Origin of the sequence: Martinezella tropici (assembly GCF_008370325.1) — a bacterium.
GTDB lineage: Bacteria > Pseudomonadota > Alphaproteobacteria > Rhizobiales > Rhizobiaceae > Rhizobium > Rhizobium tropici_B.
Genome location: NZ_VNIP01000016.1, coordinates 76,852 through 102,609, shown reverse-complemented (window position 1 = coordinate 102,609; position 25,758 = coordinate 76,852). Strand labels below are relative to the sequence as shown.

General features: G+C 57.3%; 30 protein-coding genes and 3 pseudogenes. 13 read left to right on the top strand and 20 right to left on the bottom strand.

The window, feature by feature from the left end; translation table 11 throughout:
- Nucleotides 1–253 precede the first annotated feature (253 nt).
- Complete coding sequence (locus tag FP026_RS27860) at nt 254–895, bottom strand: CGNR zinc finger domain-containing protein (RefSeq protein WP_149637798.1); 642 nt, start codon at nt 893–895, stop codon at nt 254–256.
- Between the two features lie 50 nt (nt 896–945).
- Between FP026_RS27860 and FP026_RS27855 the strand changes: the two genes are divergently transcribed.
- From FP026_RS27855 to FP026_RS27840, 4 genes are all read left to right on the top strand, one after another.
- Nucleotides 946–1,917: an EamA family transporter gene (locus tag FP026_RS27855; protein ID WP_149637797.1), complete on the top strand. Its 972-nt coding sequence runs from the start codon at nt 946–948 to the stop codon at nt 1,915–1,917.
- A 466-nt stretch (nt 1,918–2,383) separates the two neighbouring features.
- On the top strand, nt 2,384–2,599 hold the full coding sequence (locus FP026_RS27850) for a hypothetical protein (protein WP_149637796.1): 216 nt from the start codon (nt 2,384–2,386) through the stop codon (nt 2,597–2,599).
- Between the two features lie 836 nt (nt 2,600–3,435).
- Nucleotides 3,436–3,687 (top strand): DUF982 domain-containing protein, encoded by a 252-nt coding sequence (locus tag FP026_RS27845; protein WP_149637795.1) that lies wholly within the window; start codon nt 3,436–3,438, stop codon nt 3,685–3,687.
- A 1,016-nt stretch (nt 3,688–4,703) separates the two neighbouring features.
- Complete coding sequence (locus FP026_RS27840) at nt 4,704–4,886, top strand: hypothetical protein (protein ID WP_149637794.1); 183 nt, start codon at nt 4,704–4,706, stop codon at nt 4,884–4,886.
- Nucleotides 4,887–4,905: 19 nt separating this feature from the next.
- Here FP026_RS27840 and FP026_RS27835 read toward each other — a convergent pair whose 3' ends face one another.
- The 3 genes from FP026_RS27835 to FP026_RS30995 all read right to left on the bottom strand — a co-directional run bounded on the left by FP026_RS27835 (nt 4,906) and on the right by FP026_RS30995 (nt 6,924).
- Nucleotides 4,906–5,778 (bottom strand): NmrA family NAD(P)-binding protein, encoded by an 873-nt coding sequence (locus tag FP026_RS27835; RefSeq protein WP_149637793.1) that lies wholly within the window; start codon nt 5,776–5,778, stop codon nt 4,906–4,908.
- Nucleotides 5,771–6,229 carry a VOC family protein gene (locus tag FP026_RS27830; protein WP_149637792.1) on the bottom strand — a complete coding sequence of 153 codons (459 nt, stop codon included), beginning with the start codon at nt 6,227–6,229 and terminating at the stop codon, nt 5,771–5,773. The genes FP026_RS27835 and FP026_RS27830 overlap by 8 nt, the downstream gene beginning before the upstream one ends.
- Before the next feature lie 227 nt (nt 6,230–6,456).
- The gene (locus FP026_RS30995) at nt 6,457–6,924 is read right to left on the bottom strand and encodes a hypothetical protein (RefSeq protein WP_432444160.1); all 468 of its coding nucleotides are present in this window, start codon (nt 6,922–6,924) and stop codon (nt 6,457–6,459) included.
- 394 nt (nt 6,925–7,318) lie between these two features.
- On the opposite strand from FP026_RS30995, the gene FP026_RS27815 reads away from it, so the two are divergent.
- On the top strand, nt 7,319–8,227 hold the full coding sequence (locus tag FP026_RS27815; RefSeq protein WP_149637791.1) for a hypothetical protein: 909 nt from the start codon (nt 7,319–7,321) through the stop codon (nt 8,225–8,227).
- 190 nt (nt 8,228–8,417) lie between these two features.
- On the opposite strand, the gene xth is transcribed toward FP026_RS27815, so the two are convergent.
- On the bottom strand, nt 8,418–9,191 hold the full coding sequence (gene xth, locus FP026_RS27810) for an exodeoxyribonuclease III (protein ID WP_149637790.1): 774 nt from the start codon (nt 9,189–9,191) through the stop codon (nt 8,418–8,420).
- Between the two features lie 503 nt (nt 9,192–9,694).
- Between xth and FP026_RS27805 the strand changes: the two genes are divergently transcribed.
- The 3 genes from FP026_RS27805 to FP026_RS27795 are packed head-to-tail and all read left to right on the top strand — an operon-like array spanning nt 9,695 to nt 11,987.
- Complete coding sequence (locus tag FP026_RS27805) at nt 9,695–10,009, top strand: co-chaperone GroES (RefSeq protein WP_149637789.1); 315 nt, start codon at nt 9,695–9,697, stop codon at nt 10,007–10,009.
- Nucleotides 10,010–10,060: 51 nt separating this feature from the next.
- A complete protein-coding gene (gene groL / locus FP026_RS27800; protein WP_149637788.1) occupies nt 10,061–11,689 on the top strand; it encodes a chaperonin GroEL in 1,629 nt (542 codons plus the stop codon).
- A gap of 58 nt (nt 11,690–11,747) precedes the next feature.
- Nucleotides 11,748–11,987: a hypothetical protein gene (locus FP026_RS27795; RefSeq protein ID WP_149637787.1), complete on the top strand. Its 240-nt coding sequence runs from the start codon at nt 11,748–11,750 to the stop codon at nt 11,985–11,987.
- Between the two features lie 225 nt (nt 11,988–12,212).
- On the opposite strand, the pseudogene FP026_RS30685 reads toward FP026_RS27795, so the two are convergent.
- From FP026_RS30685 to FP026_RS27730, 13 genes and pseudogenes are all read right to left on the bottom strand, one after another.
- Nucleotides 12,213–12,317 (bottom strand): annotated as a pseudogene (locus FP026_RS30685) (ABC transporter permease); the annotation flags it as partial.
- 107 nt (nt 12,318–12,424) lie between these two features.
- Nucleotides 12,425–12,649: a hypothetical protein gene (locus FP026_RS27785; RefSeq protein ID WP_149637786.1), complete on the bottom strand. Its 225-nt coding sequence runs from the start codon at nt 12,647–12,649 to the stop codon at nt 12,425–12,427.
- A 69-nt stretch (nt 12,650–12,718) separates the two neighbouring features.
- Complete coding sequence (gene rpsU, locus FP026_RS27780) at nt 12,719–12,961, bottom strand: 30S ribosomal protein S21 (protein ID WP_149637785.1); 243 nt, start codon at nt 12,959–12,961, stop codon at nt 12,719–12,721.
- A 202-nt stretch (nt 12,962–13,163) separates the two neighbouring features.
- A complete protein-coding gene (locus FP026_RS27775) occupies nt 13,164–13,502 on the bottom strand; it encodes a YkgJ family cysteine cluster protein (protein WP_432444159.1) in 339 nt (112 codons plus the stop codon).
- 58 nt (nt 13,503–13,560) lie between these two features.
- Nucleotides 13,561–13,884 (bottom strand): hypothetical protein, encoded by a 324-nt coding sequence (locus tag FP026_RS27770; protein ID WP_149637784.1) that lies wholly within the window; start codon nt 13,882–13,884, stop codon nt 13,561–13,563.
- A gap of 56 nt (nt 13,885–13,940) precedes the next feature.
- Complete coding sequence (locus FP026_RS27765) at nt 13,941–14,981, bottom strand: fatty acid desaturase (protein ID WP_149637804.1); 1,041 nt, start codon at nt 14,979–14,981, stop codon at nt 13,941–13,943.
- An 85-nt stretch (nt 14,982–15,066) separates the two neighbouring features.
- The gene (locus FP026_RS27760; protein ID WP_149637783.1) at nt 15,067–15,447 is read right to left on the bottom strand and encodes a DUF6481 family protein; all 381 of its coding nucleotides are present in this window, start codon (nt 15,445–15,447) and stop codon (nt 15,067–15,069) included.
- A 168-nt stretch (nt 15,448–15,615) separates the two neighbouring features.
- Nucleotides 15,616–15,825: a cold-shock protein gene (locus tag FP026_RS27755; protein WP_149637803.1), complete on the bottom strand. Its 210-nt coding sequence runs from the start codon at nt 15,823–15,825 to the stop codon at nt 15,616–15,618.
- 477 nt (nt 15,826–16,302) lie between these two features.
- Nucleotides 16,303–16,413 (bottom strand): annotated as a pseudogene (locus FP026_RS27750) (DinB family protein); the annotation flags it as partial.
- Between the two features lie 14 nt (nt 16,414–16,427).
- The gene (locus FP026_RS27745; RefSeq protein WP_149637782.1) at nt 16,428–16,853 is read right to left on the bottom strand and encodes a type II toxin-antitoxin system VapC family toxin; all 426 of its coding nucleotides are present in this window, start codon (nt 16,851–16,853) and stop codon (nt 16,428–16,430) included.
- On the bottom strand, nt 16,853–17,107 hold the full coding sequence (locus FP026_RS27740) for a type II toxin-antitoxin system Phd/YefM family antitoxin (RefSeq protein WP_034510174.1): 255 nt from the start codon (nt 17,105–17,107) through the stop codon (nt 16,853–16,855). Before FP026_RS27740 ends, FP026_RS27745 begins: the two co-directional genes overlap by 1 nt.
- Before the next feature lie 335 nt (nt 17,108–17,442).
- Nucleotides 17,443–18,774, bottom strand: a complete 1,332-nt coding sequence (locus tag FP026_RS27735) for an alpha-amylase family glycosyl hydrolase (RefSeq protein WP_149637781.1) — start codon at nt 18,772–18,774, stop codon at nt 17,443–17,445.
- Nucleotides 18,755–19,222, bottom strand: coding sequence for a MarR family winged helix-turn-helix transcriptional regulator (locus tag FP026_RS27730; RefSeq protein ID WP_149637780.1), 468 nt, complete (start codon nt 19,220–19,222; stop codon nt 18,755–18,757). The genes FP026_RS27735 and FP026_RS27730 overlap by 20 nt, the downstream gene beginning before the upstream one ends.
- A 175-nt stretch (nt 19,223–19,397) precedes the next feature.
- Between FP026_RS27730 and FP026_RS27725 the strand changes: the two genes are divergently transcribed.
- Nucleotides 19,398–20,183 (top strand): DUF899 domain-containing protein, encoded by a 786-nt coding sequence (locus tag FP026_RS27725; protein ID WP_149637779.1) that lies wholly within the window; start codon nt 19,398–19,400, stop codon nt 20,181–20,183.
- Nucleotides 20,184–20,591: 408 nt separating this feature from the next.
- Here the strand turns inward: FP026_RS27725 and FP026_RS27720 are convergent, their stop codons facing one another.
- The gene (locus tag FP026_RS27720; protein WP_149637778.1) at nt 20,592–21,491 is read right to left on the bottom strand and encodes a LysR family transcriptional regulator; all 900 of its coding nucleotides are present in this window, start codon (nt 21,489–21,491) and stop codon (nt 20,592–20,594) included.
- Nucleotides 21,492–21,600: 109 nt separating this feature from the next.
- On the opposite strand from FP026_RS27720, the gene FP026_RS27715 reads away from it, so the two are divergent.
- From FP026_RS27715 to FP026_RS27700, 4 genes are all read left to right on the top strand, one after another.
- The gene (locus FP026_RS27715; RefSeq protein WP_149637777.1) at nt 21,601–22,683 is read left to right on the top strand and encodes a 4-oxalomesaconate tautomerase; all 1,083 of its coding nucleotides are present in this window, start codon (nt 21,601–21,603) and stop codon (nt 22,681–22,683) included.
- A 47-nt stretch (nt 22,684–22,730) separates the two neighbouring features.
- Nucleotides 22,731–23,732 (top strand): ABC transporter substrate-binding protein, encoded by a 1,002-nt coding sequence (locus FP026_RS27710; RefSeq protein ID WP_149637776.1) that lies wholly within the window; start codon nt 22,731–22,733, stop codon nt 23,730–23,732.
- Between the two features lie 74 nt (nt 23,733–23,806).
- Entirely contained in the window at nt 23,807–24,577 is a 771-nt protein-coding gene (locus FP026_RS27705; protein ID WP_432444162.1) for an ABC transporter ATP-binding protein, read from the top strand.
- The gene (locus FP026_RS27700; protein ID WP_149637774.1) at nt 24,561–25,334 is read left to right on the top strand and encodes an ABC transporter permease; all 774 of its coding nucleotides are present in this window, start codon (nt 24,561–24,563) and stop codon (nt 25,332–25,334) included. The genes FP026_RS27705 and FP026_RS27700 overlap by 17 nt, the downstream gene beginning before the upstream one ends.
- Nucleotides 25,335–25,478: 144 nt before the next feature.
- Here FP026_RS27700 and FP026_RS30990 read toward each other — a convergent pair.
- A pseudogene (locus FP026_RS30990) lies at nt 25,479–25,700 on the bottom strand (cation transporter); the annotation flags it as partial.
- Nucleotides 25,701–25,758: the final 58 nt, after the last annotated feature.

The window sequence follows — 25,758 nt, the reverse complement described above, 5'->3', positions numbered from 1 at the left end:
CCCCACCGTGGGGTTACGCTGGATATGGTCCTTACCGAAAAGCATTGAGGACTGGGCGCGCATAGTATCCGCAAGCGAATTCCCGGTCACACTGACGCTTGGTCAGCCCGGCCTACTGCTCGAACGCGTTGAAGCGGAAGCGCTCCCGACATGCGGGCACACCCGATGCGGCGAGAACGTTGCGCCAGGGAAATCAATGCGATGGAGACGCCACATACGTCTTTGCTGCCTCCCAGGTCGAAGAGAATGCCGCCTAGCTGGAGGAACTGATGCTTTTATCGCGCGATCGTCGGTAATGCCGCTGGGCCTTTGCACGGTTTCCGCAATCTCCCATCGAGCACCAACGTCTATTCATTGCCCTGCTCTCGTCGACAAACAGCCACCCGCAGCCGCGATCATCCTGGCACTGGCGGACACGATGCGCTTTCGGACCGGTCATGAGGTTCGCCGCGGACATGATGATGGGTTTGAGCAGATCTGAATCGCTGGCTTCATCGATACACCAGAACAGTTCACCCGCCATCGACCGCAGCCTTATTCCATCCCCGGATCGAACCAAAAATAGGTTGAAATTCTCGAGAGCCTCCATCGGCGGGGCGACATCGGCGATGCGAGCGACAAGGAGCTCATAGATAGCCTCGCGCAGCGTAATCACCGCTTCATAGAATTTGGCGCCGTCCTGTTGATGTGTGCGCCAACGCGCACTAATCATCGCCAGCTGCTGTTCCATCCCAGTTTGGTTGGCGGCCAGCCAGCGCAAAAATGCCTGTGCGTCGGAAAGTCGCTCTTCGTGGGACGTGCGCAACCGCCAAGCTACAGTGTTCACAAACCGGATCGCCAATTCCTCTTTGGGGTCGCCGCCGGCGCTTGAATGACGGTAGCCTTTGGAACTCATGATCTTGATCCTAGTTTGGCTCCTAACCCTATAAAAGGTTAGGACTAGCCATGATGCTTTCAAGGACACATATCACGACCGGCGCGGCCTTTGCCGCAATCTATGTTATTTGGGGATCGACCTATCTTGCCTTGGCTTTGGGTCTGCAAACCCTGCCGCCGTTTCTCCTCATGGGCACGCGCTGTCTGATCGGGGGCACCATTCTCTACACCTATGCGAGGCTGAAGGGTGCTGCCGTTCCTTCAATTACGATGTGCGCCATCGCAGTAACCTGTGGTCTGCTCTTTTTCGTCGGATGCCACGGAGTTCTCGCGTATGCGCAGCAACGTGTCCCATCCGGCGTGGCCGCTCTGCTGCTGGCAACGATCCCGTTCTGGATCGTACTCCTGCAGGCTTTCATTCCCGGGGGTGAGCGGCCGACCGGGATGAGGGCGGCACTCCTCGTTCCCGGTATCGGAGGTGTTGCTCTCATCGCATGGCAGGAAATATCTTCCAACGCGAGCGCGGTGCACCTCGTGGACTTGCTTGTCCTGCTGGGGGCGTCGCTATCATGGGCAGTCGGAACGGTCATATCCGAGCGCTATTCCGCCAAATTTGCCTCAACGGGGCTCGCTGGCCTGGAGCTGCTCGCCGGCGGAGTTGCGTTGGCGGTGATAAGCGCGCTATCGGGTGAGTTGGATGCTGTGGAGCCGACCCAGATCTCCGCTGTTTCGCTGGGCGGCTTGGCCTACTTGATTTTGTTCGGCACCGTGATTGCCTTCGCTGCATATACCTGGTTGCTAAAGCGAAGATCGCCTTCACTAGTCGCCACCTATACGTTTGTAAACCCGATCATTGCCCTTGCCCTTGGCTGTACATTTCTGGGGGAAAGCGTGACGACGTCTATCATCGTCGGCGCTGCCATGATCATAATCTCGGTTGCCGGGCTGCTGCTGACCCAACACAAATCAAGTAAGGATGGCAAAACGTCCTATTCTCGCGAGGGTCAAATATCTCGGCGGCGCCCCCTGAGAACGCGTTGAAGCATTGCCTTAAGTCAGTTCCCGGGAGGGGGAAAACTTACCCGCCAAGGAATGGTTCCCAGTTCCTTGGCTAGCGCGTGGCTGGCCGCAGAAATTTTCAATTGGATTTGGGAAGCCTCGGGGATCTGGACCGAAAGCCCAGGCGATACGATTTAACTCTTATCGCGCCGCTTCGCGGCGGGGTGGGTGTAACGATGTTGCGCTCGCCTCGGCTCTTGAAGGAATATGATCCACTGATGCGAAGACATCGTCCAGCAAGAGCAGAAACGACAAGTTGCGCAAATCTCCACGCATCAAATAGCCTTAATGGAGAGGGATGCTGTTTCGTCAGTGCAGCTCTCGTCTTCTCGTCATTGGAATGCGAACAGCGGTAAGGCTCTTACAAGGGCAAGTCTTTGTGACAAGCGTAAAGGCAGGCTGAAATGTCCCTGCCCGCGCCGCTTTGCGCTCCAAGGAGGAAACAACCATGCAAGTCGAAAATTTCGCCGGCCCACCCGGCTTTAACATGGCATCGACGCTTCCTGATCCGATAAATGCAGGAGTGATCAAATCTCCAGATTTGAAAGTTTCCGATGAGGCAGCCAGAGAAGCCTACGAACGTGGCGGCGACGCCGGCATGCGCGAGATGGAAGATGACGAAAACCCTTACCCCGGAAGGAAGCGTGCTCGCGAAAGCCTTTGAACACGGCTATCTCGATGGGCAAAAGGCACACCGATAGGACAAGCTTTGGAGAGGAAAAGTACTAAGCGTCTTCATCTTCGGTCGCTGATAATACGGCGAGCACCGTCTTTTTCGTTAAGGATGGCGGTCCAAGCGCTCGCGGCCTCCTTATACGCAGTCTGCTCCAGTCGCGGCTTGTAGTGCTGGGCAATGCGTGTCAATCATAACTAAATTACGATTTTTTAAAGTTTATAAAACTTTTCTAAAAATCCATGCTACTGTGCATAGCTCGTAGAAAATAATCATAAAAAGGAACGAACATGACAAACGCTATTCTCCTTAACACGACACGCCGCATGACGCGCCTCTTGATTGAGACATCCGTTCTGATTGCTGGCGTGGCAGCTATTCTCAGCATCAGCCTTCCATCTGCTCACCTTTGGTCGTGACCATGTCCAAAAGCTCGAAGTGGTTTAATTGTCCCATCCGCGAGAAGACCGACACAGTCTTCCAGCCGATTGTAACTGGCGATGTGATCAAGCGACTTGAAACGGCCGCGCTTCTCAAGGCTCTAAGAATAGAGCGAGATCGGCCGACGCGGCCCCAATCCACGCGTTAACGAACGCCCAAATGCGAGTGCCGGAATTCTCCGGGCATCGCGAACAAATGTCACAATAACGATTGCGATATAAATCGACTCAAAACCCGAGAAGGGCAATTCCAGGCCTGACCGTCAGTTGGCAGCTTTTCGCCGTTGCCGATTATTGTGATGGTACAACCTGGCTGTGAAGTATGGCCGATCCACCATCGGGAACATTCCGAAACGCCAGTCGTTGACGGCGGATAGGAGAACGTACATGGCCCAATGGTGGAGCAAGTCGGTCATCGTGGAAACGCGACAATCCGCGGACCGGCTGGTCATCTCGAACGCCGAGCGCGCAGCGGAATATCTTCTGAACGAATGGCCTACTCTTGAAAATGAGCGGGCCCATAAAGCTGCAAGAAAAGCGTTGCTAGCCGCACATGAAGGAAAGATCGACGCGGAGGACGCCCGAGCGGCGTTCGTAGCCGCGTTAAAAGAAGGCGGCATCTATATCTTCGAGGAGTAGGGTTACTCCGCTCACCTTCAGATCGTGGCAAGGCCGCCCTGCATGCGCAAGGCGGCTCTCAATTCGACATTCTTGGCCAGTCGACATTATTGGCCAGCGATACGTCGGAAAACCACTTCTGAAACACCACGTCCGCCCAGCGCCGCCCAAGGTGCCAAGCCCGCTATCGATCTATCTTTAGCTTGGAGGCCGTCCTGTGCAGTCAGGCTGAAGGACTGAACGGCAGGTCCCTGCCGTTGCTTAGGCTCCGCGAGACCCTGGAGGCAAAGGAACATCAGTGTCGCCAGCCGCATATTCCAAATTGAGCAGCTTTGCCATATCCTCCGCGATACCTTCGCTCAGCCCGCCAAGAATGACGTCACTATAAGCTACAACCCGGCCAGTAGTTGCGTCGATGACAGACCAAGACCAGGCGGCATCCCGCACGGCGTAGTATCTTGTAGGGATCATATCCGATCTCCGGAAAGGCATGCTGCCGAAACATTCCGGATGGCTTGAAGTTCCCGCGGTGGCCGCATTTTTCACATATTACTATCGGAGTTTCCCTGGGTCCGTCCGAGCAAGAACGCAGGATCATGCCTGGTTATGCCCAGGTTTCGGGGACGAAACGAGCCGCGAGGATATCGTGCCTTTGTCCTCCAAAACGTCATCCGCGACCAGGCGTATCGCTGCCTCGTCGTCGACAACCAACATCGATTGGGCCATGCCGCCAAATCTTGCCTGTTCATTCTTCGAATAATGATCCAGCGCGCTCGCCGGTCAATGTCGAGTGGATAAGAAAGACTGAAATAACAATCGATACTTCGACGTCGTCCAGGTCGACGACACGACATCTCCAAAGACGGAAGCCGCAATAAAAAAGGCCGGGGCGAAACCGCACCGACCTTCCTCATCGTCGCTTACTCACCCTTGCCAGTACATCCGTGGTCAAAGCTGAAACGACTACAACATTGCGAGCGGCAGATTCATTCCAGCGCTCATCAGCAATGTCGACTGTGGTGGTATAGCTGGCGATTGTGTTAGAAACAAGTTCAAGCCGCGAGATCCTGAAATTCAAGGGCCGCGAATGCCAGTCGTCGTCCATCGCCCGCCGATCCTCGCGCACCATCAACAACGCCGTCCATTCCGACAAGGACAAGTTAATCGGTAAGGCTCAGGCTTCCCTGGACGAGGTGCTCGACGCCAAGCGCTTCCGGTGATGACCTGCAAAATCCGGCTCTACGGCTTCGGTGCACTATCGACAAGCGAAGCGATGTGTTCTTGCAAGGACGTAGCCCCCCGTTCGGGATCGGGCGGAACTTCGAAACCGCCGTCTATGCTTGCCTTCATCATTCGCGCGTAGGATTCCGCCGCCTCTTTCGAGAAGCCGAGTTTGCGAAAGCTTTGTTCGATCTCGTCTCGTGGGATCGTCCGCAATTCAACCCGACGGGAAAGGACTGACGAGAATGCGTCGGCAACCTCGGCAAATGTGTAACGCTCCGGACCTTCGACATATCGGATCCCAACGTCCGTGACAGCTGACATCAGACGCACTGCAGCGGCACGTCCCAGATCGTGGGGCGACACCATCGGTATCTTGAGATCAGCCGGGAATGGAGAAGCGATGACGCCCTGCCATGCGGATTCAAGGGAGGCGTCGAGGTTGGAGAAGTAGTACGCGCCGCGGTTGACGGCACAGGGAATGCCCGTCGCCCTGATCATCTGTTCGAAATCGTAGAGAATCGAAAGATCGCCAATCTTTTCGCCGGGCTGGGCACCGTAGGTCGAGGCGACCACCACCTTTTCCAACCCCGAACCCCGCACCGCTTCGGCAATGCACCTGGCACTTGCCGCTTCTCGCGCGTCGGTGTCCGAACTTGGATCAGCGGGGGGATTCAAAAGGAACGCGCGTCCGGCCTCCTTGAGGACCTCGCGGAGCGCTTCGGTGTCCATCACATCCATGACACGAGCCTCGACAGCTGGCCCGGCAATGCTCTGCGCGCTTTCCCGCGAATGAGCGATTGCGATTGCTGACCCGCCTGCTTCAATCAAAGTCCGGATAACCGCCGAGCCGATGTGCCCGGTGGCTCCAAGAACGACAAAGCTACTCATCCGCCATGCCTTTCTCCCGAAGCTCCTGCCGAGCTTGAGCGCGTTTTTCGATCTGCAATCCCATGGCGCGCATGACGGCGTCCGTTTTGCTGAACTGCAGATCGGCATACTCCACGACCTCGATCCGGTTACCCCATGGATCCAGGAAATCCAGGAACCGCCCCTCGACGAGCGTGGCTCCAGCTGCTTCGGCGAGCGTCCTCACCGACGTCCGGTCGTCGACGACGAGGCCGAAATGTCGGCTCTCGTCGGGAGATTGACCGCGTCCGCGAATGAGGGCAAGGAACTGATCACCCATATCGATGAAAGCCATAGCAATCCGGCCTTCGTCGTCCTTGTGCGTTCCCCTAAGCTCAAACTTGAAGATGCAATGGTAAAAGGCCAACGCGTCCTCGACGTTGCCGACCTCCAGAGCGACATGATTGATGCCGACAAGCCGTGCCCTATCCATGGTCTTCTCCATGACTGATGAGATGTGAGATAACGGCCGCCATTCCGGCAAGTTCCGCCTCAGGCGGGTGCGCCACTTATTTTGAATGCCCGTGGTCCGGTCGATAAACCAAGGGCGCGGGTCTCGACCGGCGATCACAAGCGAGCAAACCTTATCAGGCTGAAGAACGTCAGTTTACAAACATGGTTCCGGGTTCACGGGGTTCCGGGCGATCGTTGACCGGTTGTCTAATCATATTGTTCGCCATGACCGATCTGCTCGCGAACGACGTCGCTGATGACTGGATCGTCGGCGGGATCAGGATCGGCCGCGTCCGCTTTCTTGAGCACCCTTCCTGCTTCCAGGATTGCGGAAATAATTTCGCGCGTGCTCCAGCCTGCTTCGTTAGCCGAAGCGACGATATCGTCCAGGACGCCCCGGACAATGGTCTGCACCTCTTCGAAACGCTCCGCCTCGACGTTAGTCGTCGGTGACGGAAACACGCGATTTGCCGCGCCCCGAGCGGCCAAGGGTTTCAACTCTTCGCGGTCGACAGCGCCATCGGCAGCACGTACTTCGCCGTCCGGGTGGGAGACCACGACGTCGAGATTCTCTGAAAGCTTCGTCGCCTGGCTGGCGTTCATGATGCCCATCGGCACCTCATCGCCGTTATCAGTCATCACCTTCACCTCGACGATCTTCTTTTCCTCAGTCATAGCGGTCTCCTTCGGAGAGAAACTTCCGAGGCTCCCATCGGTTCCTCTCCACGGGAGCTGGCTCAGGCGTGCGGAGGCTAAACTTCCGTTTGGCAGATGCAAAATCCTCTAACTGTTCCTCGCTCATAGACGTCTCGTCCACGGCGTGCCGATCAGCAACGTAGCGCATGATGACTTCGAATCCCTCGCGCATTAAGCAACATGCCGGCGTTACTGAACAAACCGCATAACGCACCATCCAATTCTGGAACAAAAGCCCTCGATCGCGGTTGAAATTGACATCAGTTCACGCCCGGAGGATTTCAAAATGGGTCGAGGTATTCTGCTCTGGCTTCTCGGCATTCCGTTGCCGATCGTCATTCTTCTTGTTCTCTTCACTCGATAGGAGGCAGCGATGTCCTCCGCCGTCGAAAGTACCCCCGCAGGGACTACCCCTGTCGAATCGTCCAAATCCGCCCTTGTCTGGGCGCCCATCATCGGGGGCGCCCTTGCCGCAACCGGCATCGCCCTCATCCTTCTGCTACTTGGATCCGGCGTCGGCCTGACGATGGTATCTCCATGGTCAGGCCAAGGCAGTTCGGCCACTACGGCTGGTCTCACCGCTGCCATCTGGCTGGTGGTCGTTCAATGGCTGTCATCAGCGATTGGAGGCTACCTGACCGGCCGCCTCCGCACGAAATGGGTCGAAATCCACTCCGATGAGGTCTTTTTTCGCGATACGGCACATGGTTTCCTGAGCTGGGCACTTGCGACCGTATTCGTGGCAGGCTTCCTCGCCTCTTCGTTAACCTCGTTGGCGGGTGCGTCTGTCAATGCTGCAGGCCAAATCGCTCAAACCGCGGTTAATGCAGCCTCCTCAGCGACACAAAAAGACAACGCGGACGCGGCTGCCTATTTCACCGACGCCCTGCTGCGGCCTGCAAAGGCAGCAGACCGCGCTTCGTCCGACGATCGGGCAGGGGCGGCAGAAATCTCGCGAATTCTCCTGTACGGAGCAACCACCGGCCAGATACCGGACGGAGACAAGTCCTATCTCGTCACCATCGTTTCCGCCCGTACCGGGCTTTCGGAGACGGATGCCCGTAACCGCGTCGACGCGATGCTCAAGCAAATCGATGATGCTAAACTGGCAGCGAAAGAAGCGGCTGACAAAGCCAGGAAGACAAGCGCAACGACCGCTCTGATCGGCTCTCTGTCGCTATTAGTCGGTGCGTTTATCGCATCAGCAGCCGCAGCACTTGGCGGCCGTCAGCGCGATGACGAGGAAGACTTGGTCGCTGGAGTATACCGGCCGCGCCCATAGGCGAGATATTGCCGTGTGTCGTCGAGCACTCGCTTCAGATCCTCGCAATTGCCGAGATCAACGAAAACGTACTGGATTACATCACTTGCCTCCACGACGAATGAGATTGTAGCCGAGAAGCGCAACGCCAGGATAAACGCTCTCGGCCGCTTTTCCATGGATCGATAGCGCTCTACTCGCTTGCATGGAGTCAAACCGCGATTTCAATCCAAACCGGTGCATGGTCGCTGGTGTGTGGCAACGCGCGAATTGATTTATCGACGCCCGCGGCGACCAAGGCTTTCGCCAAGGGCGTGCTGAGGAGGAAATGATCAATGCGCAGCCCTGCGTCTCGTGCGAAGGCGTTCCGAAAATACTTCCAGAAGGTATAAATGCGTCGATCGGGATAGAGCTCGCGGATCGCGTCGGTCCATCCCTGCGCAACCAAATCCGCGAAGGCTTTTCTTACCTCCGGCCGAAACAGCGCGTCCTCGCGCCAGCGCTCTGGTGCATAGACATCGAGATCCGTGGGCATGACGTTGAAATCACCCACCAGCGCGGCTGGCACGCCAAGATCGCGAAGCTCTCGCGCATACCCCTGCAGTCGCTCGAACCAGCGGAGCTTATAGTCGAACTTCGGGCCGGGTGCCGGATTGCCGTTGGGAAGATAAAGGCAGCCGATGAGGATGCCGTTGATTGCCGCTTCGATATAGCGGCTGTGGACATCGTCCGGATTTCCAGGCAAGCGACGGCGTGTCTCGATCGGATCGATATCGCGCGCGAGGATCGCGACGCCGTTCCAGCTTTTTTGGCCATGCCAAATCGCCCCATAGCCCGCCTTCTCAAGCGCGCGGCGCGGAAACTTCTCATCCGGAGCCTTGAGTTCCTGCAGACAGGCGACGTCAGGCCGAGATTCTTCGAGCCACTCGAGCAAGATGTCGAGCCGACCATTGATGCCGTTGATGTTGTAGGAGGCGATCTTCACCGTAGCTCAGCGCTTCGTCTTACGGTCGCGCGATCGCCTTCGCGGAGCTTGGGCATCATGTTTGGCCCTCTGGCGGTCGGCGGGCAAGCGATCGGTCGACATCAACGCTCTCCTTGAAGTGTCCTTGTTCGTCGCGACGCACTGTGCCGGCGGTATCGGCCGGTTCGCGCTTGATCATTGAAAGGGTTCCGTACGATTGCTGCAAGGAAAACGCAGCCGACGCCCAAAGGATGCATCGCAATCATGATGTACAAAGCCTTCGCAGATGCCACTCCCAGCGCGCTGTTTTCTAACACATGACACTAGTTTGCTGTTCCTTTACAGCGCGTTAGCAGCCGCTGCCACCGACTGCTAATTTTTTCTTTCACCCCTCTTGAAATGGGAAAATCGCGAAACCAGATCATTGCGCGCAAAACGCTCGAACGAGGCTTTGCACCCGCCCGGACTGGTCATCCGGTCCGGTGAGGGGAACTATGTCAACATTGTTGTCCATGGAGGAAAACATGTCGTTCCGACCGCTTCACGATCGCATCCTTGTTCGCCGGGTCGTTTCCGAAGAGAAGACCAGAGGCGGCATCATCATTCCCGACACCGCGAAGGAAAAGCCGCAGGAGGGCGAGGTCATTGCCGCCGGTCCGGGCTCGCGCAATGATGCCGGTCAGCTCCAGGCGCTGGACGTCAAGGTCGGCGATCGCATTCTCTTCGGCAAATGGTCCGGCACCGAGATCAAGATCAATGGTGAGGAACTGCTGATCATGAAGGAAAGCGATGTCATGGGTATCATCGAACCCCAGACCGAACAGAAGCAGGCCGCCTAAGCGTGATTAGCGTCATCAGTCAAAATAGCTGCCTATCGAAGGAGTGAAGAAATGGCTGCGAAAGAGGTTAAATTCAATATCGATGCCCGTGAACGCATGCTGCGTGGGGTCGATATATTGGCAAATGCGGTAAAAGTGACGCTCGGCCCGAAGGGCCGTAACGTCGTTATCGACAAGTCCTTCGGCGCACCGCGCATCACCAAGGACGGCGTCACCGTCGCCAAGGAAATCGAACTCGAAGACAAGTTCGAAAACATGGGCGCCCAGATGCTGCGCGAAGTCGCGTCGAAGACCAACGACCTCGCCGGTGACGGCACCACGACCGCGACCGTTCTTGCGCAAGCAATCGTCAAGGAAGGCGCCAAGGCGGTCGCCTCCGGCATGAACCCGATGGACCTGAAGCGCGGCATCGATCTCGCCGTTGCCGAAGTCGTCAGGGAACTGAAAACCAACGCCCGCAAGATCACCAACAATTCGGAAATTGCTCAGGTCGGCACGATTTCCGCCAATGGCGATCCCGAGATCGGCCGCTATCTCGCCGAGGCAATGGAAAAAGTCGGCAACGAAGGCGTCATCACGGTTGAAGAAGCCAAGACCGCCGAAACCGAACTCGAAGTCGTCGAAGGCATGCAGTTCGACCGCGGCTACCTCAGCCCCTACTTCGTCACCAATGCCGACAAGATGCGCGTTGAGTTCGAGGATCCCTATATCCTGATCCATGAAAAGAAGCTCTCGAACCTGCAGTCGATGCTTCCGGTTCTCGAAGCTGTCGTTCAGACTGGCAAGCCGCTCCTCATCATCGCTGAAGACGTCGAAGGTGAAGCTCTTGCGACGCTCGTCGTCAACAAGCTGCGCGGTGGTCTGAAGATCGCTGCCGTCAAGGCTCCTGGCTTCGGCGACCGCCGCAAGGCCATGCTGGAAGACATCGCCATCCTGACGGGCGGCACGGTCATCTCGGAAGACCTTGGCATCAAGCTCGAGTCTGTTACCCTCGACATGCTCGGCCGTTCCAAGAAGGTGGCGATCGAGAAGGAGAATACCACCATCATCGATGGCGTCGGCTCAAAGTCCGACATCGAAAGCCGCGTTGCCCAGATCAAGGCCCAGATCGAGGAAACCACCTCCGACTACGACCGCGAGAAGCTGCAGGAACGTCTTGCCAAGCTCGCTGGCGGCGTTGCCGTTATCCGCGTCGGCGGCTCGACGGAAATCGAAGTGAAGGAAAAGAAGGATCGGGTCGATGATGCGCTGCATGCAACCCGGGCGGCGGTCGAGGAAGGCATCTTGCCGGGCGGGGGTGTAGCCCTTCTACGCGCGATCAAGGCACTCGATGGCCTGCCCACACAAAACGGCGACCAGCGGGTCGGCGTCGACATCGTGCGGCGTGCGATAGAAGCGCCGGTCCGCCAGATCGCCGAAAATGCCGGTGCGGAAGGCTCGATCATCGTTGGCAAGCTTAGAGAGAAGAGCGACTTCTCCTTCGGTTGGAACGCGCAGACCGGCGAATATGGCGATCTCTACGCGCAAGGCGTTATCGATCCAGCCAAGGTCGTGCGTACGGCTCTTGAGGATGCGGCCTCCGTTGCCGGACTCCTGGTGACGACGGAAGCCATGATTGCGGAAAAGCCGAAGAAGGAGGCCGCGCCTGCGGTGCCAGCCGGAGCAGGAATGGACTTCTAGTGCTTGAGGCGGCCCGCTCCATCCTGTGTTGGGGCGGGCTCTACAAACGGAGATCACCATGGTTCAGACGATCATTAAAAGATCAGATGCGCCGCTGGATACACGCGATTTGCAACTTTGTCAGCGCGTTTTCGATGAGATTCGGGCAGCGGCAGACATCCCACGCAAATCGGAAGAAGGCGAGCGCATCGCCGCAATAGTGATAGAGTTATTCCGTCAGGGCGTCAGGAATCCGGAGCACCTGAAATTGTTGGTACAGGGTGCGCGTGGCACCTTTCCAGAGGCGGCGGAACGATGAACAACAAGGTTTCTCTTTCGCGGGAAGATCTACGGATGGGCATGGATATTGTGAAAGCGATAGCGCGTGACAGGGAAGCCGCAGCATGGCACAACTTGTCTCGCTAGGCTTCGCCCGGCGCGGTCGCCCGCGGCTGGCAGGTAGTGGTGGCCGACGTTAAACCCGAGGTCTGATCGGAATCTCGACCATGAACGCATGACTCGGCAAGCTCCCAAGGCATGGGGGCACGCCCATCGGCAAGAAGGTCAGAAACGGCAGCCATCCACTGGCGGCGAACGCATTGATATGGTCGGCGAAGGCCAGATAGATTTCACGCTGATATTCGATAATCGCTACAGGCCATTCATCGTCGCACGAGGGATGGCAGCCATCTGCGGTGCCATCCAAATAGGTGCGCTGGCTGCAGGTTAAAAGCCGGCAGCTTGCGCTCGCGGTTGTTACGCCTTGCGACCTCTTGCGGAACTCGGCTTGGCGCCGCTTGGCTTATCAGGGGTTTCCGCCGCAGGTTGAGACAAACGAAGTGCACGAAGTCTCTCCGTCTTCTTAGCCCTGATCGCAGCCTCGGCATCGAGGATGTCGCGGGCGTTGGTGGCGGTTTGCGCCAATTTCGTTTCGGCGGTGGTTGTGGCCGGTTTGAAAAAACGGTCTTTTGTCGCAGTCATGTATTACCTCTCAGATGAAGATCCTATCGAGTGCGGAGCGTCGGCAGATAGCGAGCAATGGCAGTGCGCTCACCGCGCCCTTCCGATTGTCTTCTTTTTTGGCGCAGGAAGAAGGCCTTCTCGCTGCGCCTGCTTGCGGGCGAGCTTGCGGCTCCGTCGGATCGCATCGGCTTTCTCTCGCGCGCGTTTCTCCGAGGGCTTCTCATAGGCACTGCGGGCCTTCATTTCGCGAAAGAGGCCTTCGCGCTGCATTTTCTTTTTCAAAACGCGAAGCGCCTGATCGACGTTATTATCTCTTACATCTACTCGCAAGATTGCTCCTTTGCTTGGTGTTTTTCGATTCCGATTGCGTTTGAATTGAGCCGGTTAGAGTGCTTTGCCGGTGGGAGAAAGCGCGCTTGTCGGGCAGGACCCAGAGCGTCTCCGCTTTTCTTCGAATCGCGAAAACAACCTATCTTTCTGTTTTTACGCAATTCCTCCCGGAAAACCGCTGCGCACTTTTCCTGGAATTGCTCTAGGCTCTGCTATTTCGGTTCGAGGCATGATCTGCGCCGAGCAGGAACGCGTCACGTGCGATCATACATGCATCGTCACCCGGCAGACAGGCCCGGCAAACGTCGGGCCGAACATCATAGACGAGACAGGATGTCCGCGAGCCGACACGGCCCGAAAGCGCAGAACAGCGTGAGCCCTCACATCGCATCCCTCGTTGATCTTCGGCGACGAAGCGGGCTGGAACCAACTCGAGAGCAGCATCGCTTTCAGTGGTGAACCTAGGCCAGTCAGATGAATACGCGCAGCAAGCGCCGCATGTCTGACAGTCAAAGTCGGGTGTTGGGGATATGGGATTCATCAAATAAACATTCCTGAGGTCGACGGAAAGAGAATGGTTCTGCCGTCTGCGTCCAGTGTCACTTGTGTTTCAGCAGCCACATCTTGCCGGCCATCGTTATGGCATGAGCCGGTTCTGAGGAACCAATTTCGGCGTCGAGGCTTCGTAGAAGCCCGTAGTCCCGCAGTTGCTCCAAGGTTGTCGTCGTTACGACCTTCACCTTAATCGGGCGCTCCTTGAAGCGGTCGGATCTTGCATAGGTGACGGTGGCATTGAGGTGCGTCCACCTCTTCGCATCCTGAGGATAAAGGTCGCCATCTCTTGCCAGCTTCAAGGCTCTGATCTCGGTCGGGGTGAGGGTGATGCTCAAAGGGATTGCGTTGGTGGTGGTCTTCGCGCTCATATTCAAATTTCGATCCTAAACACGGGTAAGTTTGCAGCGGCCCTCATTGTTGAAGGTCATTCATGTGTTTTTGCCTGCGCAGCATCGCGGAAGGAAACGAGCCTGCCGCTCTTTTCATCCCAAAGAACGAGCCGGATGCAGCGGAGGCTCTGCCGCAGGGTGACCCGGCCGACATCGGCCAGTTCCGGATGGTCACGCAGCACTTCCGTCAGCCGGTAGTAGGGAATCCTGCTTGCAAGATGGTGTATGTGATGGAGGCCGATATTGCCCGTCAGCCATCGGAGCACCGGCGGCAGATCGTAGTGGGATGCACCGTGGAGGGCGGCTTCGGGAAATTTCCATTCTCCGGTCCGCGACCAATGGGTTTCTTCAAACTGGTGCTGGATATAGAAGAGCCAGACACCTGCTGCCCCTGCGAGAAGCACGACCGGCAGATGGACGATCACAAAGGGTACCGGTCCAACAAGCAGAACCATCATGACGGTCAGGATCGCGATCGCCACATTGGTGGCCATCGTGGAAATCCACGGCAACGCGCCCGCGTTCATCATCCCGAAAGGCAGACGCTGCTTGAAGAGAAAGAGCCAGGCAGGCCCGATGCCGAACATGACCAATGGGTGGCGATACAAACGGTAGGCAAGACGCCCGGATCGGGAGAGAGAGCTATATTCGGAAATGGTGAGCGTGGAAATGTCGCCCACGCCTCGCTCGTCGAGATTGCCGGCCGAAGCATGATGGGCCGCGTGCGCGCGTCGCCAGTAATCATAGGGTGTCAGGGTCAGGACGCCGAGCATACGCCCTGTCCAGGTATCGACCCCTCGCCGCGCAAAAAAAGATCCGTGTCCGCAGTCGTGCTGGATCATGAAGAGCCTGAGCAGGAAACCAGCAGCCGGCAAAACCAGGACAAGTCCCGGCCAGAAACCCTGAGCGACCGAGATACAGGCCCCACTCCAGAAGAGCGCGAATGGTACGAGCGTGATGATCAGCTCGAACACGCTGCGCCGCATGTGAGGCTGTCTGTATGTCGCGAGAATTTTTAGCCAAGCACCGGCATCATCGTCAAAGCTCGCTTCAGTCGCATGGGCATGAACATTCATGGATGATATCCCTTCCAGCCTGACGCCGCCTGCGTGGCCGCTAATGTCGGCGCCGAGCAGGCCAGTCTGATATAGGCCGCGCTTCTCAGCCCTGACGTGCCTTGCGGGCCGCATAGCGGCGATCCCGCTCGGCCTTACGTTCGGCCTCATCAGCCGCGACCTGCAAAAGGCGATTGTTGCGTTCCACTTCCCGAGCGTGAGCTTCCGCCTTTTGGTGCGCCTCAGCGGCCGCTGCCAACATTGCGGCTTCTTGTAGCAGACGCTCGTTTTCCGCAGCTTTCTGAGCCTCGCGTTCAGCCCGGCGAGCCGCTCTCGCCACGGTGATTGCCGCGCGGGCGGCAGAACGTTGCTGCATGGCGGGATCGGTCGGTTTTGGCGCAGATGCAAATTTCGTCAAAAGCTGCCGCTTGGCATTATCCGCAGTCTTGCGGCGTTCGGCGAAGCTGTTGTCGTTCGGATGTCTCAATAGATTGTCCTTCTGGCGCAAAAGGCCTGCACGACACGGCCTTGCTGCAAACCGCGCGATTGCCAGGCGAGATCGTATCGAATGAAAAAAGGCCAGACATCTGTCTGGCCTCCAAATGCTCCTGCCAGCCACGCCAGTACATCCGTGGTCGTGGCGGCTATAAGAGCTTTAAGCAGCTTGAAGCTGGCCGGCGGACATCTTGCCGGACTTGCGATCGCGCTCCAGCTCGAATCCGAGCTTCTGGCCTTCAGCGATCGAGTTCATTCCAGCGCGCTCGACGGCAGAAATGTGGACGAAAACGTCGGCGCTGCCGTCGTCAGGCTGGATGAAACCAAAACCCTTTGCGGCGTTGAACCATTTAACTGTGCCAGTGGTCATAACGAACCCTTTCATAGCAAAAAATAATGTCCCGCCGGGCGACGCACGGCGGTGTTTCGACTTTTGAAAGGGAAGTTGATCAAGAGGCGCTAAGCGCAGCCAAACAAATATCGGCAAACAAAGTATCGATTACCGTGTAATACACAAGCCGACCTCCGTCGTCTACCTTTTGTTTTTGAACTTTGTAAATTTGCTATACAGAGGGGTATTCGCGCACCTTAGGTCTCTGGCCGATCCACCAAGCGTTCTGGCTTGCATGGATTCCTTATCGCAACGCCCTCACATTTCTTTTCGCGGCGGACTGAGGATCGATGATATCCGTGGACAATTATCATTGCTCTGTTCAAACCGCGCGGCTGAATTTCTTCACAGGCCGCCTGTCCGATACTCAGCCTGGGCAGAAACCTACATTGACCATGCGAGCAGCTCATAATCTTTTCGGGTCAGGAACCTGCCCAGCTTGGGAAAACAGGCAATCTATTCCAGCATTTGAAGATCAGTCGGCTCTGGTTCTGCGCCCGCTGCCGTCAGCATCGCGTGGACCTGACCTCGATGGTGTGTCTGATGATTGAAAAGCTGCATGACACAGAAAACAGCCATCGCTATGCTGGCCTTTCCCACGGATTCACCAGCGCCACTCTCATGCCTTCGAAATCTTTGACGTTTCGCGTGACCAGTGTCATGCGCCGGGTGAAGGCTATCGCCGCGATATAGGCGTCATTGATCGGCTTGGGATTGGGGACATGCCATTTCGCCGCTTGAACGGCTGCCGCTTCGTCCAGCGGCAGGATGCGGCCAGAAAATGTCTTGAGGACCGTATTTTCCAGCCAGTTGCGCAGGACCTTCCCTGCGACAGTATCACTGTGCTCCGCGAGCCGGACGCCAATTTCCAGCTCGTGCAAAACCACAGACGAAATGAAGGTTTCGGCCGGATCAACGGTTTCGTTCCACACTACGACATTGGGATCAGCCTTGCCGCCCGCGACCTTGCGCAGCTCGGACACAACATTGGTATCGAGCAACAGCATCAGGACAGGTCGACCGGCTTGGCATGTTCCGTGCGCTGCGGCAGCGGCAAGTCAACGTCTTCCGCTCCCGGTGCGGCGAGCATATCACCGAGCGTCCGCATCTTACCGGTAAGACGCTTGTATTCGTCGAACGACAGGAGGACATGCGCGGGCCGGCCCCTGTCAGTGATGATGACAGGGCCGTCCTTGGCAGCGCGCTTCGCACGGCCAAGATCCTGATTGAGTTCACGGCCTGAAAGCGTGGTGACGGTCATGACAAGCTCCAACATTCGCGGCCCAACATTGTGGCTACGTAACCACATTTAATGCGCGGAAGCTGGAATTGCAAGAATCAGGTATGATTATCGGCCGTGTCGCCGCGACGTCAAACGAGCACCGATTTCCTGCGCCAGCTCTCGTAGATGCGAACGAAATGCGCCTGTCGGATCCGTCTCGGCTTTCGAGCCTATTGGAACCGGACAAATCCCAATCCATCACGATCCATTTCTCGATATGCTTCGCGAGCGTTTCCCTGATCGGCGCGTAGACATCCTGTGCGACACCGAGCCTCTCGGGCTAGGGCTGCTGGCAGGTCCGCTCGATATAGCTTTCAGGTGTGCCTCGAAGGGCCGAGCACGGCCCATCCGTGCGGTGCCAGTCGGACCGATATTGCGCGATCGGGGTAGGCCTTCCTCACCTCAGCAGCTCCGGCCAATACATCACCGCCACCCGGCGCAGGGAGTATTGTCTCCCTGTCATTGAGATTGAGCGCGACGAGAAGACTGTTGTCGCCCGCTTCCATGGCCCAGACGGCCTCCCGCTTTGTGAGATGAATCTTCCGGCTTCTGGCTTTGAAAAGCCAGGGGTGGCGACGGCGAAGTCCGATGAGTTGCTGATGAAGTCGGTAAGTTGGCCAGCCGAACGGGGCTAGCTGCTCCGGCGTCGCGGGAAAGGCAGGTCGGATCGCATCATCGCCGCCCGCCCGGTTTTCCTTGATACCTCGAAATGCCTGTTCATCCCCCGCGTAGATGGTTGGCGTACCGCCGATGGTCAGCAGGAGCGCCAGGGCGTGGGCAATGTGCAGTTCGTCGGTCAGCCGGCTCGCCAGTCGTGTCACGTCATGGTTTCCAACGAAGGTGAGCGGCTGGAAATGCTCGAGGAAACCGTTGTGCCGTTCGAGCGCCCATTGCAGCTCGAACAGATTGCCGTCGTTGATCGCGCTCCAGATCGCTTTCCACAATTCGTACTGCGTCACGGCGTCGACGCCCGTGTCCGCTACAATCCCCTTGTAGTCGCCGTGAATGACCTCGCCGAATATGTAGGCGTCGGGATGGTTTCGGCGCACATCCGACAGCACCGTCTTCCAGAACGGTCGGGGTACTGCGTAGGCTGCATCGAGCCGCCAGCCGGAGGCGCCCCGGTCCAGCCAGTGGTTCATCACGCGCGTCACATAAGCGATGACATCCGGTGACCCATGATTGAGCGTGACTAGGGCGCGGTGTCCTTCGAAGGTCGCATAATCGGGCTCGCCTGCACTATCCTCGCGGCCGAGCCAGCGGAACCAGCCCGCTTCAACGCAAGTCGGGCCGTTTTCAAGAGCTGCCCGGAGAAGCGGGAAGTCCCTTCCGACATGGTTGAAGACGCCATCGAGGACGACTTGCAATCCGCGTGGTCGCGCCTCTGAGATGAGCTGGTCGAAATCCCCGTCATCTCCCAGGCGAGGATCTATCCGAAAATGGTCAATCGTATCGTAGCCGTGCGTCGATGAGGCAAAGACCGGCCCCAACAGGAGACCTGATGCCCCCATCACGACCGCATAGTCGAGCCAGTCGACGATGTGGACGAGACGATGACGAACGTCGGCTTCCGCGTGCTGCGGAGCATCCACGAAACCGAGCGGATATAGGTGCCAGAAGACGGCATTATCGATCCAGCGAGTCATGAAGCCCCCGTTTGCCATGGCCGTCGAAGGCCAGCTTGAGCATGATGTCGGCGGCCGCGATCAAAGCCGTGCGCTCCTCTTCTGAAAGCGCTCCCAGCATCGCGTCGCGCAACCACGCCTGGCGCGCGCGCAAATCATCCGCGAACACGGTCTTGCCCTTCTCCGTCAGAGCGATGATCAACGCTCGCTGGTCGGTCGGGTCTCGCCGGCGTTCGATCAGCCCGTCGCGTTCGAGACCGGCAATGATCCGCGTCAGAGATTGAGGCTGAAGGCGCTCCTCGGCGGCCAGTTGCACGGCCGGCGTTGGTCCAAGGCGACCGAGCGTTCCGAGAAGACTGATTGCAGCCAGCGTCACCGCGCCTTCCGGGCGTTCCGAGCGCAAGCGCCGCCCGAGCGCGAGGACGGCGCGGAGCAGAAAGAGAGCTTCTTGATCGAGATCTTTTGTCATATGCTACGCATAGCGTATCAATTGAGGAAAGGCGAGCCCTCTCTTGTCAGCCGTCCTTCAAGCGAATCCCGGCAGAATTGTTACTCCCGCCCTCTCGTCATTCGGCGGTAATTTTTCCATCGCGACCGTTGGGATCACTGCTCCTAATGGCAAATCAGCGTGAAAGGAGAAGCTCATGAACACCGACAGCGAATTGACCAAAACACTCCAGAATCATCCCCCCGTCGTTTCGGCCAGCGAATGGCGCACGGCGCGGCAGGCGATGCTGATCAAGGAAAAGGCACATGTCAGGGCGCGTGATGCGCTTGCCGCCGAACGCCGGAGGATGCCATGGATGGCCATCGAAAAAGACTATGTGTTTGAAGGGCCTGACGGCAAAGCCAGCTTGCTTGATCTTTTCGCGGAGCGCCGACAGCTGATCGTCTATCGCGCCTTCTTCGAGCCTGGGGTCTTCGGTTGGCCCGATCATGCCTGCCGCGGCTGTTCGCTTGGCGCGGATCAGGTTTCCAATCTGGTCCATCTGAACGCACGTGACACCACTCTCGTCTACGCGTCTCGCGGATCACAAGACGATATTACGCGACTGAAGATGCGCATGGGATGGGAGCACATCCCCTGGTACACGATCACAGACGACTTCGATCGGGATTTCGGGGTCGACGAATGGCACGGTCACAATGTCTTCATTCGCGACGGCGGCCTGATCTACCGCACGTATTTCACCGACAATCGCGGCGACGAGGCATTGGGCACCGTTTGGAGCTATCTCGACCTAACCCCGCTTGGACGGCAGGAAATCTGGGAGGATTCTCCGGCGGGTTATCCGCAGGACCCTCCGTATAAATGGTGGAACTGGAACGACAACTATGAGACCGAGGTGACACCCAGTGCGCGATGGGCAGAGGTATCGGACGCAGGCGAAGCGGCATTTCGCAACGGGCAAGCCGAGCCGAAGCGATAAGGGTGGCCCACCGCGGTTCGGAACAACCGGCGCCAACATGCGTGGACGCATCGCGATGCGTCCTATCGACCCGCGGGCGCGCTGACCCGACTTGCGATGTACCAGCAAACAAAACCAGCGCCCGGAAACGCGGCGTTGGCTTATATCTTCTGCTTGTGACGGCATCAGCCGATCACGTTCATGCCCTCTTCTGCGACATCAGAGTTCTATCGGCGTTTCCCGCGATATCTCTTCATGATAGCCCCCAAATATCACCACTCGGGTTGAAATTGCCGCCCCCCACGCATAACGCGCATAGCGTCGGAACCAACTCGTCGATTGCAGTAGAGGCAGATGCCCCTGCAACCCCGTGCGTATCGCTGACGATAGATCATGGCATGATCGTCAGGTGCACCCATTCGCCAAGCCTTAGGCTTGCGTCCATGCACCGATCAACATGCGCATGAAATGCTCCGCGGCCGGCGACAAGGTCCCGCCGCGACGCCGGACGACGCCGATGGTGCGCGTGATTTCCGGGTTTCGAATTGGACGTGTGATAAGGAAGGGGTGTTCCCCTTGCGGTGTCGCCATTTTCGGCAACACCGAAATTCCCAATCCAGCCTCCACAAGACCGAGCGACGTTGAGAGATGAGTGACTTCGTAGAACCAGTTAAGCTTGATGTTTGACCTCGCCAGAGCGGCGTCCAGGAGTGTCCTGTTCGCGCTGGAGCGATGGACGGTAATAAGGGGGTAAGGTTCAAGGTCCTGCCACCTCACCTCTTTCGTTTCCGCCAAAGGGTGGTCCCTTTTGGCTGCCAGAACGAAAGGATCCTCGGCCAGCCTCTCGAAGACCAGATCGCTGTCGGAACTCCCCATGATATTGATCCCAAACTCGACCTCACCCCGTGCCACGGCCTGCAGTGCGTCAGTCGCGGTAAGGTCGAGAATCCGAAGCCGAATATTCGGATACTCCTGATTGAATTGACGAATGACGGAAGGCAGGAAGTAAAAGGCTGCCGTTGGCAGACATGCAATAGTTACCAAGCCCCCACGTTTGGCTCCCAGTTCCCGCATCGAAAACAGCGAACCGTCGAACTCCTCGAGCATACGCTGCACCAGAGGAACAAGCTCGGTCCCAAGAGCTGTCGCCGCGACGTGACGCGTCGTCCTTTCCAGCAGCGGCGCGCCGATCGCCTGCTCAAGCTTTTGAATGCGCCGGCTCAGCGCCGGTTGCGACATGTTCAACTGATCGGCCGCGCGATGAAAGCCCTGCAGCTCCACGACGGCCAGGAACGCTCTAAGGTCAAGAATTTCACAATTGATGTTCATTTCGTATCAATCGCCTCGATTTTAGCATTTCACATATCAATCATTCATTCGATAATAGCAATAACGAGGCTGATTAATACGCCAATCACATTATCCGACGAGAAAACGCATGAATGACTTGCTCTCCATACCCTGTGTGTTGATGCGGGGCGGCACCTCAAAAGGCCCGTTTTTTTTGGCATCGGACCTGCCGCAAGATCCTATCCAGCGGGACCAAGTGCTTTTGTCCATAATGGGCTCGGGGCATCCTCTCCAGATCGATGGCATCGGAGGGGGAAACCCTGTGACCAGTAAAGTTGCCATCTGTGGCCCGGGAACGGCGCCCGGCGCGGAAGTGGACTATCTGTTCGCGCAAGTTCGCGTGGATCAGCAGATCGTCGATACCTCTCCCAATTGCGGAAACATGTTGGCGGCTGTCGGGCCGTTCGCGATAGAGGCAGGGCTTGTGCCGGTTTCCGGTAACACCACTCTCGTTAAAATCTTCAACGTGAACACCGGCAAGATGATCGAAGCCGAGGTTCCGACCCCAAATGGTGCCGTAGCCTATCTCGGTGACGCAGAAATTGACGGTGTACCCGGTCACGCCGCTCCGATCGCGCTCACGTTCAAGGACGCGGCAGGTGCCCGAACGGGCCAGCTTTTCCCAAGCGGCAATTCGATCGAGACGATCGACGGCATCGATGTGACCTGTATCGATTGCGCGATGCCCATGCTCTTGATCGAAGCGGCCTCGCTTGGCGTGAGCGGATACGAGAGTGCCGCGGAAATGAACAGCAACCGTTCATTGATCGAGCGGCTGGAAGATCTTCGTATCCTTGCCGGCGAGAAAATGGGAATGGGTGATGTTCGCAATCAAGTCACCCCAAAACCGGTTCTCCTTTCTCCTGCCCGACAAGGCGGCGCGTTGAGCGTTCGATATTTCATGCCGAATGAATGCCATCCGTCACTGGCAACGACAGGTGCGGTCGGGATCGCAACGGCGTGCGTAAGCGAAAACACCGTCGCGTCTCGTCTTATCGGAGTTCAGACGCCGCCCGTCGTGCTTTCCATTGAACATCCCAGCGGCCATCTGGACGTAAAGTTGCAGTTACGGGATGGAAAGCTTGTCGCCGGAATTCTTCGAACCGCACGTAGGCTATTTGAGGGCCATGTCTTCGCGAAACCTGCCAAAGCGCTGGTTTGTGCCGCATAATCAATCAACCTATGGTGCCGGGAGGGTGCCGAAATGGAGGAGATCGAATGAAAAAGCTTATTCTCGCACTCGCTGCCACGGTAGCGCTGTCCGGAGCAGCTTTCGCTGAACCTGTTCGCATTAGCATGGGTTCCTACAACCTCAACAACCTGCCTTTTCCTGTCGCGCAGGGTTTGGGCCTCTATGAAAAGGAAGGGCTGGAGGTCACCGTCGAAAACTTCGCATCCGGTGGATCAAAGACCTTGCAGGCTCTGGTTGCGGGCTCGACCGATGTCGCTGTCGGCTTTTATGACCATACGATTCAAATGCAGTCGCAGAACAAGAATGTCGTCGCGTTCGTGGAGCTTGGACGCAATTCCGGGCTCGTGCTGGCCGGCGGCAAAGACGCGAAATTCGATCCGAAAAAGCCGGAAACCATCAAGGGCGCCAAGATCGGAATCACCGCTCCCGGATCGTCCTCGGATTTCTTTGTTCGCTACTATCTTCAGCGGCATAAGCTCACAGCGAACGACGTTTCGATCATCGGCGTCGGCTCGGGCTCGGCTGCTGTCGCAGCTCTTCAGCAGGGCAAGATCGATCTGCTTGTAAATTACGATCCCGCGGCGACGTTCGTTGTCGAGAAGGGTGTCGGAAAGATCCTGATCGATGCCCGTAACGACGACGGCGCTAAGGAAATCTATGGCGGCATCTATCCGACATCGGTGCTTTACGCCACGCAGGATTACATCTCCAAAAATCCGGAGACCATTCAGAAGCTCACGAACGCAACGGTAAAGGCGCTTCAGTGGATGAAGACGCACAGCGCCGCAGAGATCGTCGAAAAGCTTCCGCCTGAATTCATTTCGGGGGACAAAGACACCTACATCAAGGCAGTCGAAAATGCTCGACAGATCTTTTCCACGGATGGGCTGCTGAGCGAAGACGATATCAAGACGCCTCTCGATGTTCTGACGTCGTTCAACGACAAGGTCAAAGCCGCCAAGATCGACCTTTCCAAGACCTATACCAACGAATTTGTAGCTAAGGTGCCGGCGACGGCATCGAACTAAGGGAGGTTAAGATGTCCGTGACAGCCTTGAAACCGGCAACACAGACACCTCATGCAGCGGCGTCGCCCAAAGCGATGGTGGCGATCAAAAATGTCACCATGTCCTTCGGCTCCTTCGTCGCCGTCCAGGATGTGAATCTAGCAGTGGCCGATGGTGAATTCGTCGCAATCGTCGGGCCGACTGGCTGCGGCAAAAGTACGATCCTGAATGCGATCGCAGGGCTTTTGAAGCCGGCAGAAGGGTCGGTTTCCATCGATGGGGCGTTGGTCTCCGGTATCCAGAACAACATCGGGTATCTGTTTCAACAGGATGCGCTACTTCCTTGGAAAACCGCGATCGAAAATGTGGAACTAGGTCCATTGTTCCAGAGCGTTGGCGCCCGCGAGCGCCGAGAACAGGCTCTAAAATGGCTGGCGAAGGTCGGCCTCAAAGGCTTCGAAGACCGCTATCCGCACCAGCTTTCGGGCGGCCAGCGCAAACGAGTGCAGATGGCTCAGGCGCTGATAACCGGGCCGAAAGTCATCCTCATGGACGAACCTTTCTCCGCCCTGGACATTCATACCCGGCATTTGATGCAAAATGAGCTGCTTCGACTGTGGCAGGAAGAGCAGCGGGCTGTCGTTCTGATTACGCATGATCTCGAGGAAGCAATTGCTTTGGGGGATCGCGTCGTGGTTCTGGCCGCGGGTCCCCGGTCTCGGGTAATCGACAGTTTCCCAGTCGACCTGGAGCGGCCCCGCGATGTCGCCGAAATCAAGCTCGATCCCCGTTTTACCGAGCTGTATCGCAATATTTGGGCTTCCCTGCGCGGAGAAGTGGAGAAGAGCTATGAACGCCATGACTGAAAGACTTACGCAACTGGCATTGCTGCTGATCATCGTCGGCGGATGGGAAATCGGCGTGAACCTGGGCGTGGTCGATGTCTTCTTCTTTCCCTCTCCTGTCGATATTCTGAAGCAGGTGTTCGGCTGGGTTACTGATCCAGGGTTTTTCAAGCATGTGACCATCACCCTAACGGAAACGGTACTCGGCTACGTCATCGGCACCGGCCTTGGCGTTGCCGCGGGGGTGTGGCTCGGCCTGTCGCGCTCAGCCGCTCGCATCCTCGATCCGTTCATCAAAGGGTTGAACGCCATTCCCCGCGTGGTTCTTGCCCCGATCTTCGTTCTTTGGCTCGGGTTGGGTCTGTGGTCCAAGGTGGCCCTCGCCGTCACGCTTGTGTTTTTTGTGACCTTTTTCAACGCGATGCAGGGTGTACGCGAAGTCAATCCGGTGGTGCTGTCGAACGCTCGCATCCTCGGTGCGACGAGGTCCGAACTCCTGCGGCACGTCTATTTTCCGGCTGCCGCGAGCTGGATCCTTTCATCGTTGCGAACGTCCGTGGGATTTGCGGTCGTCGGTGCGATCATCGGTGAATATCTGGGTGCATCGGCCGGCCTGGGATACCTTATCGCGCAGGCTGAAGGGAACTTTGATGCCGTCGGCGTCTTCGCAGGGATCTTCATCCTTGCCGTGTTCGTCCTACTGATCGATCTCGTCCTGGATTTCGTCGAGGCTCGTCTGATCAAATGGCGGCCACGTGCCGCGGAACGTGCGACGTGATTCTACAAAGATCGCCAAAAGCCCCGGAATAGGGGCTTTTGGATCACGGCATCTTGTCGATTTTAATCCGCGCACGGCCAACCAGAAGGCTCCGTACAAATCCCTCAAGAACTACACCAAAGATTTCGATGACATCTCGTACGCTGTTGGCGGATGCCGCACCGGCACGAACGCGATCCACAGAGGGATCGCGGTCGTGGCATCTCCGATGTTGTGGATAGTGTCGGCGAGAAGTGCGCCAGAGCCAGAGGCGAAGACGACGATCAACGGCAGCACCGCCGTGATCGCGAGGATGACGAAGGACCATTTGATCGCCTAAATGCCGCGCTCGGAGGTGGCGATGCTGGAATCGACGACGCCGTGGGTTCTAATCATCGCCTCCGTTTTCGCACTTGCGGCGATAGGCGGCGCCTCCGCCACAGCA